Here is a 16,529-nt window from a genome sequence, read left to right as displayed (position 1 = left end):
CGTTTGTATTTACTTACTTATTTTACAAATTTTATATTTCTTTGTGGTCTCAAAAATTTTTTAATCATTTATAGAAATATTATCTAAAATCAAACGTTACTTTAAACGAATCAAACAACACAAACTAAAATGAAAAAATTTCAACTCAATCTAAGCATTGTATTTTTTTGCTTATCGGCATTTGTATGGTCACAAAAGTATAACTACGGCGAAGCTTTACAAAAATCCATTCTATTTTACGAAGCGCAACAATCAGGTAAATTACCTAGCTGGAACCGTGTTTCCTGGCGAGGTGATGCGGCAGTAAAGGATGGTAGTGATGTTGGCCTGGATTTAAGCGGAGGTTGGCATGATGCCGGAGACCATATTAAGTTCGGGTTACCTATGGCTTTTGCGGCAACTGCACTCAACTGGGGCTTTTTAGAATATACAGAAGGCTATGAAAAAGCAGGTCAGGTAGAACATTTTAAACGTAATATCAAATGGGTTACCGATTATTTTATCAAATGTCATCCGACTCCTAATGAATTTTACGCTCAGATTTCAGAAAAATCACAGGATCATAGTTTTTGGATGCCGGCCGAAATGGTAGAAGTTCACCCGCAGTACGGGCAACGTAAATCCTTTAAACTATCTACCACGAATCCAGGTACTGATGTTGCTTGCGAAACCGCTGCCGCTTTGGCTTCTGCCAGTATGGTTTTTAAAGATAGTGATCCTGCTTACAGTGCATTACTATTGAGACATGCCAAGGAACTTTATACCTTTGGAGATACGTATCGTGGAATATATACCGAGGAGGGAAACATACCTGCTAAAGGTACTTACCCCTCAAATGGTATAGAAGACGAATTGGTTTGGGGAGCTATCTGGTTATATAAGGCTACCGGAGATACTAGTTACCTAACTAAAGCCGAAGCTGCATACGCTCAACCTGACTTTTTATGGAGTTTGGTTTGGGATGATAAATCTTATGGTTCCATGGTAATGTTGGCTGAAATTACCGGAAAACAAAAATATAAAGATGATGCGGAAAAGCACCTTCAATTTTGGCAAAAAGGCACATCGGGAGTAACCTATTCTCCAGGGGGACATGCACATCTTACTCAATGGGGATCTTTTCGACATGCTATGAATGCTGCACTTACAGCTTTCATTTATAGCGATAAGGTAGATACTCCAAACAAGAAGCAATACCATGATTTTGCGGTAGATCAAATCAATTATATTTTAGGAGATAACCCTAATGATCGTAGTTTCCAACTTGGTTTCGGTAAAAATCCTCCAAATAAACCTCACCATAGAGGTCAACATAGTAGTTGGTTTCGTAGCGAAAGCATTCCTGAAGAATCCAGACACACACTTTATGGGGCTTTAATGGGAGGTACTTCGAGACCTGATGATGTTTTTGTTGAGGACCGAAGCGATTTTCAGGCAAATGAGGTTGCAGTAGACTACAATGCTTGTTTTCAAGGAGTATTAGCAAGAATGGTTATGGAATTTGGTGGAAAAGCTTTAAATAATTTTCCTCAGCCAGAAGTTCCGGGAGAAGAATTTTTAAACGAAGTTCGTATAAATGGTTCTAGCTCTCGTTATACAGAAGTTGCTATTTGGTTAAACAACCGTTCCGGATGGCCAGCGCGAGTACCAGGAAGATTATCTGCACGGTATTTTGTTGATATTTCTGAAGGAATTGCAGCCGGATTAACCCCGGATGATTATGAGATTACTGCGAGAGGAAATGGAAAAGCAGTAGGTGGTTTACAAGTATGGGAACCTTCAAAAAATATCTATTATGTAGAGGTAGAAGTTGACCAGGATAAAATACCATTCCCCGGAGGACAAGGAGAACACCGTTCTGAAATTCAGTTAAGGGTAGCTGTCTCTAATAATACATCTGAAAGTGCCTGGGATCCTACTAATGACTATTCTGCGCAAGGATTAACTAATAATCTAGAAATTAGTAATAATATTCCAATTTATGTAGATGGAAAGTTAGCTGGCGGAACTGAGCCTTTTTCAACGTTAAATACCGAAGAATTTTCTAAAGGAGTTGAATTAGTAGTATACCCTACTCCTGCTAGGGATTATTTGACTATTTCAGGTTCTATTTTAAACGGAACTTCTTCAAAAGCAAGTATTGTTAGTATGACTGGTGCCGTTTTATATAACACAAGCTTTGAATCCAATCAAGACAGTTATAAATTAAATGTATCTCAATTATCTCCAGGAGTATATTTTCTACAAATAGCAACGGAGAATGGTCAAAAGGGATCTGTAAAGTTTATAAAATAGTTGAATTAGAAGCTTTTGATTTCTTAAAAGCTTTACTTAAAACTTTCTTTACAATAAAAAAGCAATCAAATTTATTTGGTTGCTTTTTTGTTCTCTGCATCTAAGCATAAATAAAATTGTATTCAAATTATAAATACAACAGTCTTTGTTTATTCATAAAAGTTGCATAATGCCCGTTGGATGTCTTATATCTGAGCTTTTCTTAAACATTATTGTAAACTTTTGTTCAAAAACCTAAACACACTTTTTAAAAAGAGTGCAATTACATATCTACCCAAATTTTTGTAACATTTCAATCAAAACTTTTTTGAGATTCTTCTAAATATTCCTTTGTATTTATCTTTAATAAAGAACTTTCTGTAGACATTCCGTGCATGCTAAATGTAAGTCACCGGAAACTTCTTAATCCAATTTTTAGAGTATATGATAGATTCACTTTGAAAAATGGATATTAAAAAAAGTGGCAGATGATGATTCTACCACTTTTTACATTTAAATTTTATTTTACTAAAATTATTTTCTAATTATTTCACTTCTTCGAAGTCTACATCTTCTACGTCACTTCCTTCAGCATTTGTACTCTCACCACTAGTAGCTCCACCTTGTGCTCCTGCATCCGCACCTGGTGCTCCTCCTGCCTGTGCAGCTTCGGCTTGTGCTTTGTACATTTCTTCGCTTGCTACTTTCCAGGCTTCATTCATCTTGTCTAAAGCTGGTGTAATCACATTCATATCTTTGGTTTCATAAGCCTTTTTAAGTTCTGCTAAAGCTTCTTCCACTGGTTTTTTCTTATCTTCAGATATTTTATCTCCAAATTCAGCTAATTGCTTATCAGTTTGGAAAATCATACTATCTGCTTCATTCAACTTATCCGCAGTTTCTTTAGCTTTCTTATCTGCTTCGGCATTAGCTTCGGCTTCTTGTTTCATCTTATTGATTTCTTCTTCAGTCAACCCGGAAGAAGCTTCAATTCGAATGTCCTGAGACTTATTAGTTGCCTTATCTGTAGCAGAAACTTTGATAATACCGTTAGCATCAATGTCAAACGTAACTTCGATCTGTGGCGTACCTCTTTGTGCAGGTGGAATTCCATCTAAATGAAACCTACCTATGGTCTTATTATCTGCTGCCATCGGACGTTCTCCCTGTAATACATGAATCTCTACGGATGGTTGATTGTCTGCTGCTGTTGAGAATACCTGCGATTTTTTAGTTGGAATCGTCGTATTTGCTTCAATAAGCTTGGTCATCACATTCCCCATGGTTTCAATACCTAATGATAATGGAGTTACGTCTAGTAACAATACATCTTTTACATCACCAGTTAATACACCTCCTTGGATTGCTGCTCCTACGGCTACTACTTCATCAGGGTTTACTCCTTTACTTGGTGCTTTCCCAAAGAACTGTTGTACTGCTTCCTGTACTGCCGGAATCCTGGTAGATCCTCCAACTAAGATGATTTCGTCAATATCACCAGTAGATAATCCAGCTGATTTTAAAGCCGTTCTACAAGGTTCAATCGTTCTTTTTACCAAGTCGTCAATTAATTGATCAAATTTAGCTCTGGTTAACGTTCGTACCAAGTGTTTTGGTCCGCTAGCCGTAGCCGTTACATACGGTAAATTAATTTCGGTTTGTGCAGAAGATGATAATTCAATTTTAGCTTTTTCAGCCGCTTCTTTTAAACGTTGTAACGCCATCGGATCTTTTCTTAGATCCATATTTTCATCCTTATTAAATTCTTCTGCTAACCAATCGATAATTTTTTGGTCTACATCATCTCCACCTAAGTGTGTATCTCCATCTGTAGCCAATACTTCAAATACTCCATCTCCTAATTCTAAGATGGATACATCATGAGTACCTCCACCAAAGTCAAATACAACGATCTTCTGATCCGTACCTTTTTTGTCCAAACCGTACGCTAATGCTGCTGCGGTAGGTTCGTTAATAATTCGTTCTACTTTTAAACCTGCAATTTCACCCGCTTCTTTAGTAGCTTGTCGCTGACTATCATTAAAGTAAGCTGGTACCGTAATCACCGCCTGACTTACATCTTGTCCCAAATAATCTTCAGCTGTTTTCTTCATTTTCTGAAGAATCATTGCAGAAAGTTCTTGAGGTGTATATAAACGTCCGTCAATATCTACTCGAGGCGTATCATTGTCTCCTTTTACTACATTATATGCTGCTCTCTCTGCTTCTTTTGAAGACTCAGAGAATTTATTCCCCATAAATCGCTTTATCGAAGAAATGGTTTTTGTAGGATTTGTAACTGCTTGTCTTTTTGCAGGATCTCCTACTTTAATTTCACCTCCTTCTACAAAAGCTATCACCGAAGGAGTTGTTCTTTTACCTTCAGCATTAGGAATTACCACAGGCTCATTACCTTCCATTACGGAAACGCAAGAGTTGGTAGTTCCCAAGTCTATTCCTATTATCTTACTCATCTTTTATTATTTTAAGTGTTGTTATTTTGATTACTACAACTCCAAAAAGTCAAGGATTATGCCATGACCTCAACTATGACAGGTTGTCATTTTTTATAATTTAGAATTTGGAATGTGGAATTATGAATTAGTTTAGAGTTAGGAGTTTAGAGTGGTGTTCTTTTTAATTTACTAAGTATTAAGTCCAAAGTATTATGTAGGGGGGAACAATAAATATTAGAACTAGTGCCTTTTGGCTAGTGCCTAGTCAACTAAAACCGGGGGCTGAGACTTTTTGAATTAGGAATGCAGAATTAGTTTAAAGTTAAGAGTTATGAGTTCAGAGTTCGGAGTTTAGAGTAGTGTTCTTTTTAATTTACTAAGTATTAAGTCCAAAGTATTATGTAGGGGGAACAACAAATATCAGAACTAGTGCCTTTTGCCTAGTGCCTAGTCAACTAAAAACAAGGGCTGAGACTTTTTAAATTAGGAATGCAGAATTATGAATTTATACGAAGTGATGAGTGCAGAGTTGCTTAAATTTTATTGTAACAAGTATTAAGTCCAAAGTATTAAGTGGGGAATAATAAATATCACAACTAGTGCCTTTTGGCTAGTGCCTAGTCAACTAAAGACGAGGGCTGAGACTTTTTGAATTAGGAATGGAGAATTAGTTTAAAGTTAAGAGTTATGAGTTCAGAGTTCGGAGTTTAGAGTGGTGTCCTTTTAATGTAACAAGTATTAAGTCCAAAGTATTATGTAGGGGGAACAACAAATACCATACTAGTGCCTTTTGGATAGCGCCTGGTAATCTCTCATAATCTGAAAGTAATCTTGACAACTCGATAATTTAATAACCTAGTAACCTAATAACCCAGTAACTGGTAACCAGCAACCTAAAAATTTTGTACTTCATCCACTTTATGCTAATCAATAAGAAACTACTACTAAAATTAACTTCTTTCACCTGTAAACTCCTAAATCCAAACAGAAAAAATATGTACATTTAGCCTTTCTAAATTATTTTCATGTCTACAGCAAAAAAAGACTACAAGCGGGTAACGGTAAAATCACTGACCGAAATGAAATCAAACGGTGAGAAAATTTCCATGTTAACTGCTTACGATTATACCATGGCTAAAATAGTGGATCATGCCAAAGTGGATGTTATTCTGGTCGGCGATTCTGCTTCCAATGTGATGGCTGGACATGAAACTACTTTACCTATTACATTGGATCAAATGATTTATCATGCATCTTCGGTGATTAGAGCAGTGAATCGTGCGTTAGTGGTAGTAGATTTACCTTTCGGGAGTTATCAAAGTGATCCCAAAGAAGCCCTACGTTCTGCTATACGGATTATGAAGGAATCCGGCGGACATGCGGTAAAATTGGAAGGTGGTAGAGAAATTAAAGAGTCAATTAAACGAATATTACATGCTGGGATTCCAGTTATGGGACATTTAGGATTAACTCCACAATCCATTTATAAATTTGGAACTTATACGGTACGGGCAAAAGAAGAAGAGGAAGCCAAAAAATTAAAGGAGGACGCTTTGTTTTTAGAGAAAATAGGATGTTTTGCTATTGTTTTAGAAAAAGTTCCTGCGCAATTGGCACAAGAAGTAGCAGAAAGCTTAACCATTCCGATTATAGGAATAGGAGCTGGCGGACAAGTAGACGGTCAGGTGTTGGTTACACATGATATGCTTGGTATGACCCATGAATTTCATCCGCGTTTTTTACGAAGATACCTGGATATGTATACCATGATGACCGATGCTTTTAAAAATTATGTGAGTGATGTGAAATCTAAAGATTTCCCGAATAAAGAGGAACAGTATTGATGGTTAATGGTTAATGGTTGATGGTTAATGGTTGATGGTTGATGGTTGATGGTTGATGGTAAATTAATAAAAAAAGATGAGTGCTATGAATTTTTTAAATCTTAACTATTAGTGTCCGGTTAGATTCAAGACCCGCCTGCGGACGGGCAGGTCGCTATCGCTTCTAGATTCTAGAATCAAGACTAATTGTTGTAATATTGAAAATCGCCAACTATATTTGAACACATTACTTAAAAAACGATTTGCTTTTATTAAAGTAAAAAAGTAGCTTCCAAAGACTTTAACGTTTAAGATGACCTTATTTTACAATGTTTAATCAACTTTTATTCATTCTAACCAGACACTAATAAGTCTTTAGCTCAAGAATTACTAATACAATTAATATATCCTAATTACACTTTCTTTTGAATCCTAAAATTATTTCAACTTCTCAAAACCTTCAGGTACTTTATGAGGATAACCATATTATAGCTATTAATAAAAGGCCGGGCGATATTGTTCAGGGTGATAAAACCGGGGATGTTCCGCTTAGCGAACTTGTGAAAGCATATATTTCTGTAAAATACAATAAACCTGGGAAAGTATATTTGGGCGTAGTACATCGATTAGATCGTCCCACTAGTGGTATTGTAGTTTTTGCCCGGACAAGTAAAGCCACTACCCGTTTGAATAAACTTTTTAAGGAAAAGCAAATAAAGAAAACGTATTGGGCTATCGTTGAGGGGTTGGTTACTACAAAACAGAAAACCTTAACCCATTATTTGGTACGGAATCCTACACGAAATAAGTCTTATGCACATGACCATAGTGTTTCCGATAGCAAACTCGCCATTTTACACTTTTCTATTGTACAACTATTACAAAAGTATACATTACTTACTATTGATCTGGAAACCGGAAGACATCATCAAATTAGGTCGCAGTTATCAAAAATTGGCTATTGCATTAAAGGTGACCTAAAATACGGTGCTAAACGCAGTAATCCTGACGGAAGCATCTGTTTACATGCACGTTCCATAGAATTTATACACCCGGTAAAGAAAGAACATATACAAATCGTTGCCTCCCCTCCTACTTTATCTATTTGGCAAAATATTACTAGCTAGGTTTTAGTTGGATAAGATCGAATACTTTCAATAATTACAGCTCCTAAGATCAATATTCCGCCTATAATAGTAGACCATTGAGGGATTTCGTTTAAGAAAATAGCACCAATAATAATTCCGTAAATAGGTTGGGTACTACTAATAATACTGGCGGTAGTAATACTAAATTTTGTAAAGCTTTGTAAAAATAAAGTATGCCCAATAGCCGTGGTTACCAGGGCAAGCGTGACAATAGCCGGTAATTGACCGGAAATCGTATGTAGGGGTAGCACAAAAACCACGGGTAATAAAAAAATACTGACGGTTACTAACTGGTAAAACATTAGTATGGAACTGTCGTAGGTACCTATTTTTTGCTTGGAAATAACATTTCGCAACGCATAACAAAAGGCAGATAAAACCCCTAAAGAAATAGCTCTAAAATATTGGTTTTCAAAACTAAAAGAAGGAACTAAAAAATAGATTCCGCCCATAACCATAAAGGCTAAAAGCAAATGCATTTTTTGAAATTTTGATTTTAAAAATATAGGTTCTAAAAAAGAGGTAATTACCGGGTAGGTAAATATGGAAAGCATTCCAATCGCTACATTTGATAACTGCAAAGCATAAAAATAAGTGATCCAATGAGCCCCCATTAAAAACCCACTTAACCCAACTATAGGAAGGTCGCTAGAAGCTACTTTAAAATTTTTCTTTACTATTTTACAAAACAAAAAAATAAAAAGCGTACCTAAAACAGCCCTAAGGAAAATAGTCATAAAAACAGGCGCATCAATATATCTGCCCAAAGTGCCGGAAGTACTTATCAGAAGCATGGCCAGATTTAGCATGGCAACATTGGCAAGGTGTGTACTTTTAAAAGAGTTCTGCATCTACTCCCGAACTAGTTTTTTGGACTTTTCCCTTACAATTTCTGCAACAGACTTATTTTCTATATTACTTTCTAACCAAGAGATAATATCCAGATAGATAAAAGCTCGCTTTTCATAAGGGTGATCTTCAAACTTTTTTAAGGTAATCAACAGTTTACGAAACTCATTTTTAATTTCACTTGGATAGATTTCGCCCAAACTTTTTAGGAATTTAATCATCTCTTTCTGTACGGCATGTAAGTCATTCATCTTTATTAAAAACCTGTACGTCTCTTTTAATTGCGTTTCCAGGTGGTAATCCATACCCGCTTCATAATGTGCTACCAGGCTCAACACCCGAGAGAAACACATTAAGTCTTCCCGCATCTTTAAAGTTTTATTTTGAATAATTTTATTCAGGTAGGCAATACATTCTTTGTATTTTTCCATACCAAAGTACAAACAGGCAATCTTATAATAAAATACCATGATGTGATGGTCATCAATACGGTTTTTAAATTGATTGATTCCTTCCAGAATGGGTTGTATCAATTGACTTCCTTCTTCAAAACTACCTTCCAGAAAGTGTATATTTAATTTATTGTTGCAAGTATATTGAAAAGCTAGTACTTCCAGATTATCATCTTTCGGAAAATCTTTTGATGTAACCGTTGCTTCAAATTGTTTAAGATGTAGTTTTAATTTGGTTTTATCCTTTAATAAATAAAGGGATTCCATCAAATAGTGGTTTCCTCGCAAGAAAAAAACCGGATTTAATTCAATCATCTTAGGATGTTCGTAAAACAACTCCGTCCATTTTTTTGAATACCGGTAACAGGATAAAAAATCCTGAACCATAAAATTATACCATAGATGTGCCTTAAATAACCACAACTTCTCTCTAAAGCCTAAGTCCGACCATTCGTATTTAGGTAACTTATCTTCAAAATAGTTAGTAATCTCGTTATATTCATGATCATTACGGACATAGCCATACTTCAACATAAAACCGTATAATTGTAGCGAGAGATTAGATAGCTTGCTGGTTAGTACGTTTTTAACACTTAAATTTTTGGCTTGGATGGTCAGTTCGTCTGCCCTGGTATTGATACTTCTAGTGATGTATTGAGTTTCTATAATCTTTTCAAACTCTACGATTTCATAAGCCATATTATTTTCTTCATTATCTATGGCCAGTGATTTTGCTTTGTCTAAAATTTTAAGACTTTGCTTATATAATCCTTTATGATAAAGGATGGTGGCAAAATCAATTTGTTCTCGTAATTGTGACCGAACATTCTGATGTATAGGGCTAAGACGCAGACTAACTAAAATTTGTTTGTAAAGATGGGCTTTAAGGTTAGAAAGTTGTAACTTTGTTACAATACCTTTGGTAATAATTTCAGTGTCATTTAGCGAATCGCTTTTATCTAAGTGATTAAATAACGCTATAAATTTAGAATCGGTATTTACTCCAAGTCTACCGGCATACACTTTAAATTGTCTCTTTTCAGATTTGGATAAAGATTTGATCAAAATAAATAGCGGATCTTTTCGATCATTAGTCATTGTAAGGGATTGTATTTTAAGATATTGATTTTCAAATTAATATAATATTCCGAAACTGATTTAGCGTTGTAGAGTATTTATAATATGAATAGAAGTTTTATCTTCAAAATCTAAATTCGTACATAGGTGCAAGTACTATAAAGTTTTGTTTAAAACCAAAGATATTAATGAAAAACGAAGCTATTCACTTTTTAGAACATAACACATGAGTAATCAGAAAGTCCAAATATTTGATACCACGTTACGTGACGGAGAACAGGTTCCGGGTTGTAAATTAAACACAGAACAAAAATTAGTAATTGCCGAACGCCTGGACCAACTGGGAGTTGATGTGATTGAAGCTGGTTTTCCTGTTTCCAGTCCGGGTGATTTTAACTCTGTTTTAGAAATTACAAAATTGGTTAAAAACGCTGCGGTTTGCGGACTTACCCGAGCCGTTGAGAATGATATTAAAGTAGCAGCAGAAGCTTTAAAAAATGCCAAACACCCTCGGATTCATACGGGTATAGGTACTTCTGAATCCCATATTAAATATAAGTTTAATTCTACGCCTGAAAAGGTAATCGAACGAGGAGTTGCAGCGGTTAAGTACGCAAAATCTTTCGTTGAAGACGTGGAGTTTTTTGCTGAAGATGCTGGAAGAACGGATAATGTATATCTTGCACAAGTCTGCGAAGCCATGATTAAGGCTGGAGCTACGGTACTCAACATTCCGGATACGACAGGCTATTGTTTACCAGAAGAATATGGGGCTAAAATCAGATTTTTAAAGGAAAATGTAAAGGGTATTGATAAGGTGACTATTTCTTGCCATTGTCATAATGATCTTGGACTAGCTACTGCTAATTCTATTGCCGGGGTTGCCAATGGAGCCCGACAGATTGAGTGTACCATTAATGGTATCGGGGAGAGAGCTGGTAATACCGCCCTGGAGGAAGTAGTGATGATCTTAAAACAACATCCGTACTTAGGAATTCATACGGATATTAATGCTAAACTTTTATATGATACCAGTCTAATGGTATCTGAAAAAATGGGAATGATGGTGCAACCTAATAAAGCTATTGTCGGAGCTAATGCTTTTGCCCATAGTTCAGGGATTCATCAGGATGGAGTTATTAAGAATCGCGAAACTTACGAAATTATCGATCCGGAAGACGTTGGAGTTACCGAATCTTCCATTGTTCTTACCGCGCGTAGTGGTAGAGCAGCATTAGCTTACCGCGCTAAAAAGATTGGTTACGAATTAACCAAGTTACAGCTTGATGATGTGTACAAAGAGTTTTTGATATATGCAGATCATAAAAAAGAAATAGAAAATCAGGACATTCATAAAATCATGAAGAGTTTTGATATTCTGGGCGCTACGGCTTAAGAAAGGTCGATGGCGACATTGTATTATTGGTAATCAATAGCTTCTAAATCTTGATTAATTTTCTACTGCGAGTTAGAAAATATAGGGTCGGTGTATTATTTGACTATACTTACTGTATTAGTGGTTTCTTAAAAATTTATAAGGATCATAGGTATACCAACTCTGAATCAACAATAGTTTAATTAATCATCCAGTTATGTATTTGAATTATTATGAAATGTTGGTTTTAGTACTTCGACAAATTCAGCAGAACTATATGAGTCCTTCAACCTAGTTCAAGATGAGAAAGATTTTAGTCAAAAAAGCTATGTCATTCTGAGTTAAACCGAAGGGCTTGATATCCTCGATCAAGTCAAGGACAAGCTATTTTCTCTTCATTTCATTACGAAAAAACACTGGAATTGACGCTTTTTTCTCTAAATACATCAAAGGTTAATTATAAGTTATCACTATACACTAATCTGCCCCATCTACAATAATTCGATTTTCGCGATTGGCTAGTTCCCAGGCGGTAAAAAAGATTAATTTACTTCTTTTTGCCATTAGTTCATATTCGATTTTATCTGGTGTATCGGTATATTTATGGTAATCCTCGTGAACCCCGTTAAAATAAAAGATAATCGGCACGTCATTTTTGGCGAAATTATAATGATCACTTCGGTAATAGAAACGGTTCGGATCGTTTTCTGCGTTATACTTATAGTCCAAATCCAGGTTCACGTATTTTGAATTTGCTATTTCACTTATTTTATGTAGATCGGTACTTAATCGATTACTTCCAATTAAATACACGTAGTTAGACGCCTCTTCGCTTTCATGAAACTTATCAATTCGACCGATCATGTCTACGTTTAGATTTGCTACCGTATTTTCTAACCGAAATACCGGGTTCTCCGTATAATATTGTGATCCGTAGAGCCCTTTCTCTTCACCGGTTACATGTAAAAATAGGATCGAACGTTTTGGCCCCTGTCCTTCTTCTTTTGCTTTTTGAAAAGCCTGGGCAATCTCTAATAATGCCACCGTACCAGAACCGTCGTCATCAGCGCCATTATAAATATTGCCTTCTTTATCGATTCCTATATGATCATAATGCGCAGAAAGTACAATAATCTCCTCAGGCTTTTCAGAACCTTTTATAATTGCCAGTACATTTTCTGAAGCTTTAATATTCCCTCTGAAATAACTTTCTGGTATTTCCTGGAAATAGTCATCTTCTCCTAGCGGACTGGGAATGCCCATTTTTTGATACTGTTTTTTTAAAAATTCAGCAGCTTTTTTTTGCCCGGGTTCACCAGTATCCCGCCCTTCAAATTCATCTCCGGCAAAAGTATAGAGATATTCTTTTAATTCTTCGGCGGTAATCGTTTCTGCAAAATCTGTAATTTCTTTTTTAGGAACGGGGGTTACTGTTTGTTCTGTGATTTCTTTACCTCCTCCACAACTTAACAATAGAGAACATATAGAAACACTGATAAAAGTCTTAATCATTACTAAGCAATTTTGATTAGAATATGCACTAAATACTCTAAGTAGGCGAATGCATAGCTTGCAAGATACCGAAATTGCCAGAAAGACAACTTACAAACTTTTCTTAAATAACCGAAGGGTTCTTGTTTTAACCCTTCTAAAATAAGAATATTCTAAAAAGGTTTGAATTGTTTATTTATAATAAGAACTATAGTTTGTATTTAAAACTGGGATGATGTACATTTTGTTTTTCTAAAGAAATCTTGAAGTAGAATTTATTTAAAAAACTTTTTCTTAAGTAGTATTATATGCTAAAAGATTTTATATTTGCACCCGCTTGAACGAAGAAAAGTTCACTCAGGCGTACAGACCCGCTGAAGATCTAGGATTTTCATAAGATTTGGCGGTCTGTTAAAAGGTCTTGATAAGCATTAGGACTATTCGATCTAAAATTTTGGGGTTAAAACCTAGAATTTTAATTTCATTTGGAGAAATGGCAGAGTGGTCGAATGCACTGGTCTTGAAAACCAGCGAGGGTCACACCTCCGGGGGTTCGAATCCCTCTTTCTCCGCGAAAGGGACCCGCAACGAGAGTTGCGGGTTTTGTGTTTTCAGGAGCATCGAGAATGCAGTTCTCATAAGCGGATGAAAACACAAAACCGACCAAGCGCAGCTTGGTTAGGGTTCTATGCTTGCACAGGATTTCCATTTGGGATCAACACTAGTTAATCCCTAAACGAAGTTTGAAAGTTTTGGAGTAAAATAAAAAACAAGCTTTGCTCAAGCAAAACGTTTTGCTTGTATTGGATTTCCTTGCTAGGATCAACGGTAGTTAATCACTTACTTCCCATAGCGCTATCGCCGTTACCTTTTCGGTAACCAAAACTAAAATTATGAGCGAGTAAGAACTAATAAAAGTAAAGCTTGCTTTGAGCACTTCGACTTCGCTCAATACAGGCTATGTCGAACGGGTGAGCGAACGATCATGCAGTTCGTCTCGGGCAGCATTTCAAACTTTATGTAGAAAAAGGTTGGGGTAATCTTTTTGCCAAGCGAACGCTGTTGCTGTTGAGGCGACTGGGTTCAAGATAATGTAGTGAACCTCTTCTCTCGTAAGGAAGCCCTTTTTTGGCGGAATGCAGAGGAATGGGGTGGAACGGGCTATGATTACTTTACCATTTTGATGTTATGAGCCGATTAGGAATGCTATTCGGCTCATATTTTGTGATTTTTTGAGTTGTATAAAGGTTTAGTAATTGGTGATATTAAGCTGATTTTTTATAGGTAATCACACACTCTCTTATTAGATAAGCTTCGCAATAGTCTAAATCAATCATTTTATTTAAAATATATACAAAATCCTCAATCAAACTTTGATTTTCTTTAATTTCTTGTATATGATTATTAAAAAGTACTTGAGTTAGCTTAACTGCATTTTTAGAGTCTAAACTCTTGTGACTACTTTCATCATCTTTTAAATTTGTCACAATTAGGTTTACACCAGATGGAAGAAAAACTTTTTCTCCAAAACTGGAAAAAACTGAAATTATATGAGGCAATGATTTTGATTTAAAATAATCTACAAATTCTTTATACTGGATTTTATTATGAACAAAACCTTTCCAACTATTTGATTTTATTGACCAATAATTTTCATTAACATCCAATAAAATTTCTTTTACAAAAAAAGAATTTTCAGATGTCTTGACCTTTTCAAAAAGATACTTCCATAATTCCCAAAATTGATTTCTATATCTTTCGACTTCATTATCCTCATTGATTATATCGTCTAACCTTGTTACTGTTGTATTAAATATACCTGAAATAAATTCGTACAAGTCTTTAAGGTTATGATTAAGCTTGAAATCATTCTCTAGAATAGGGTGGCATAATCTATCTGTTAATGTTTTGCTTATACTTACTTCATTAAATAAAAGAATCTCATTAAAATAAAAACGTAAGTCAACAAGGTTTGTATGATTTATTTTTCGGGATTTTCTCGAACGGGAATATGAATAATTATTTTCTAGCTTTAAATCAACTAGAATTAGTTCACACATTTTCAAAATATAGTTTTGAAAAAACTCATTATTTGTATTAGAAACTATAAGAAGTAATGAGTTATTTAGAAAATGAGCCTCGTGCGAGTCAAAAGTCAAAGAAGAAATTTCAGGTAATTCACTTTCAAGTATTGAATTTTCTATAAAACTGAATTGTTTTTCTCTGTATTGCTTTATTTCTTGCTCACTGCCATAATGATTCAATCTATTTTCAATATGGAATTTAGCGTACTTGATAAGTATAACAATTAGTTCATTAGCTTTCTGTGGGAATTTCTTGCTAAAAGTATTTCTATAATACTTTTGAAACCCCCTTATTTCGTGGTCAGCCAAATGACTTGTTAGCAAATAAACAATGAGTACATCAAGTTCATTTTCGTCTATAATTTCGTTTTTAAATTCATAAAGTAAATGAATAGATTCTATTGTTAACTGTTTTTCTAATATATTAAAGCCATACTGCATACTGAAAGAACCTCTATCATTTGCTTCTTTTATAACCTGCTTTAATGCTTCAATTATTGTTTTAACACAATACTCTTTTTGAGGTCTATTTAATTCTGAAGAAAACAAATCTAAACCCAGGACAGATAAAGTTACTGGTGAATCCCACATTGTATTCTCAATTTCGTCTGAGGAAAAATGATTAAAAATAGTTTCCCATTCATCAAATGAAATTTTAGATTTTTTCTTTTTAGCTTGTCTCAATAAATGAGAATAATGCATAGAAAGATTATCATTCTTATTCTCTTCGGTAAAAGTCTGAACTGCGTCATAAACTGGGTCTGGATAGTTTACCTCAAGTTGAAAAACACCTTTTTCTTTATCTACAATTGATGCTTTGTATTTTCGTATATCCATCTCTGTAATGGCCTTTTCCCAAAAGATATCTTCTTTATCACACTTTTCGTAAAAGTCATCAAATATTATCTGTAATTCTTTATTTAGTAAACCACCATTTATTTGATAATGAAGCAAAAATTCTCTTAGACCACGTTGATATTTTATTCTGTGCGGCAATCTATTAAATTCACCTTTCTCTTTTTGAGCATAAGAAATTTCCTGGTCGTAAATTGCTGAAGCAGAATGTTCCCTGGTTGCTCTATGTGTGTCCCATTCGTAAAATTCCCTAACTTTTAATACTGGTAAAATACTATCTCCAAATGCTTTTGCATAGGCAATAAAGGCGCTAGTTAAAACACTATATATAGCACTTGAGTTTGTGCTAGCTAACAAGTGATTGATTATTGATTTTAATAATTTGTTTTCAGGTACTTCAAACTGAGCAATTTCAATTAAGTATTTTTCAAGACTTATTAAAATAGACTCAAGTAGGTAATGAGTTACTGTAGTGCCTCTATATGCGTTCCATAAAAACTCATTACCATATATAGTATTTTCACTACCGTCATTTAGTTTAATAATAATTTCCTTTATTCCGTCTTTAGCTCCAAAATCTGATTCTTTATATGACAATGTTATATAATTTGTAAACTCACATATAAAAACTACTGCTTTTAATGG

The 16,529-nt window shown here is 34.9% G+C and carries 9 protein-coding genes and 1 tRNA gene; 5 read left to right on the top strand and 5 right to left on the bottom strand.

Annotation, left to right across the window (positions count from 1 at the left end):
• Positions 1 to 129 precede the first annotated feature (129 nt).
• The gene (locus tag NBT05_RS12965) at positions 130 to 2,295 is read left to right on the top strand and encodes a glycoside hydrolase family 9 protein (RefSeq protein ID WP_265770281.1); all 2,166 of its coding nucleotides are present in this window, start codon (positions 130 to 132) and stop codon (positions 2,293 to 2,295) included.
• Positions 2,296 to 2,819: 524 nt separating this feature from the next.
• Here the strand turns inward: NBT05_RS12965 and dnaK are convergent.
• Positions 2,820 to 4,748, bottom strand: coding sequence for a molecular chaperone DnaK (gene dnaK, locus NBT05_RS12960; protein WP_265770280.1), 1,929 nt, complete (start codon positions 4,746 to 4,748; stop codon positions 2,820 to 2,822).
• A 1,007-nt stretch (positions 4,749 to 5,755) separates the two neighbouring features.
• On the opposite strand from dnaK, the gene panB reads away from it, so the two are divergent.
• Together panB and NBT05_RS12950 are read left to right on the top strand one after the other, a co-directional pair.
• Positions 5,756 to 6,574, top strand: a complete 819-nt coding sequence (panB, locus tag NBT05_RS12955) for a 3-methyl-2-oxobutanoate hydroxymethyltransferase (RefSeq protein WP_265770279.1) — start codon at positions 5,756 to 5,758, stop codon at positions 6,572 to 6,574.
• 404 nt (positions 6,575 to 6,978) lie between these two features.
• A complete protein-coding gene (locus NBT05_RS12950; RefSeq protein ID WP_265770278.1) occupies positions 6,979 to 7,680 on the top strand; it encodes an RluA family pseudouridine synthase in 702 nt (233 codons plus the stop codon).
• Here the strand turns inward: NBT05_RS12950 and NBT05_RS12945 are convergent.
• Together NBT05_RS12945 and NBT05_RS12940 are read right to left on the bottom strand one after the other, a co-directional pair.
• Positions 7,677 to 8,552: a DMT family transporter gene (locus tag NBT05_RS12945; RefSeq protein ID WP_265770277.1), complete on the bottom strand. Its 876-nt coding sequence runs from the start codon at positions 8,550 to 8,552 to the stop codon at positions 7,677 to 7,679. The genes NBT05_RS12950 and NBT05_RS12945 overlap by 4 nt on opposite strands.
• The gene (locus NBT05_RS12940) at positions 8,553 to 10,100 is read right to left on the bottom strand and encodes a hypothetical protein (RefSeq protein WP_265770276.1); all 1,548 of its coding nucleotides are present in this window, start codon (positions 10,098 to 10,100) and stop codon (positions 8,553 to 8,555) included.
• 205 nt (positions 10,101 to 10,305) lie between these two features.
• Here NBT05_RS12940 and NBT05_RS12935 point away from each other — a divergent pair, with 205 nt between their 5' ends.
• Positions 10,306 to 11,475, top strand: coding sequence for a 2-isopropylmalate synthase (locus NBT05_RS12935; RefSeq protein WP_265770275.1), 1,170 nt, complete (start codon positions 10,306 to 10,308; stop codon positions 11,473 to 11,475).
• A gap of 456 nt (positions 11,476 to 11,931) precedes the next feature.
• Here the strand turns inward: NBT05_RS12935 and NBT05_RS12930 are convergent, their stop codons facing one another.
• Positions 11,932 to 12,966, bottom strand: coding sequence for a M28 family metallopeptidase (locus NBT05_RS12930; RefSeq protein ID WP_265770274.1), 1,035 nt, complete (start codon positions 12,964 to 12,966; stop codon positions 11,932 to 11,934).
• Positions 12,967 to 13,432: 466 nt separating this feature from the next.
• Here NBT05_RS12930 and NBT05_RS12925 point away from each other — a divergent pair.
• Positions 13,433 to 13,517 (top strand) — tRNA-Ser (locus NBT05_RS12925).
• Between the two features lie 693 nt (positions 13,518 to 14,210).
• On the opposite strand, the gene NBT05_RS12920 is transcribed toward NBT05_RS12925, so the two are convergent.
• A complete protein-coding gene (locus NBT05_RS12920; protein ID WP_265770273.1) occupies positions 14,211 to 16,481 on the bottom strand; it encodes a hypothetical protein in 2,271 nt (756 codons plus the stop codon).
• Positions 16,482 to 16,529: the final 48 nt, after the last annotated feature.

Origin of the sequence: Aquimarina sp. ERC-38, assembly GCF_026222555.1 — a bacterium.
GTDB lineage: Bacteria > Bacteroidota > Bacteroidia > Flavobacteriales > Flavobacteriaceae > Aquimarina.
The sequence above is the reverse complement of the archived record's forward strand: the minus strand, read 5'-3'. Positions and strand labels throughout refer to the sequence as shown.

Bases quoted from the DNA above. Each gene is read 5' to 3' on its own strand.
- NBT05_RS12965 (WP_265770281.1), top strand. From the start codon at position 130: ATGAAAAAATTTCAACTCAATCTAAGCATTGTATTTTTTTGCTTATCG.
- dnaK (WP_265770280.1), bottom strand. From the start codon at position 4,748: ATGAGTAAGATAATAGGAATAGACTTGGGAACTACCAACTCTTGCGTT.
- panB (WP_265770279.1), top strand. From the start codon at position 5,756: ATGTCTACAGCAAAAAAAGACTACAAGCGGGTAACGGTAAAATCACTG.
- NBT05_RS12945 (WP_265770277.1), bottom strand. From the start codon at position 8,552: ATGCAGAACTCTTTTAAAAGTACACACCTTGCCAATGTTGCCATGCTA.
- NBT05_RS12940 (WP_265770276.1), bottom strand. From the start codon at position 10,100: ATGACTAATGATCGAAAAGATCCGCTATTTATTTTGATCAAATCTTTA.
- NBT05_RS12935 (WP_265770275.1), top strand. From the start codon at position 10,306: ATGAGTAATCAGAAAGTCCAAATATTTGATACCACGTTACGTGACGGA.
- NBT05_RS12930 (WP_265770274.1), bottom strand. From the start codon at position 12,966: ATGATTAAGACTTTTATCAGTGTTTCTATATGTTCTCTATTGTTAAGT.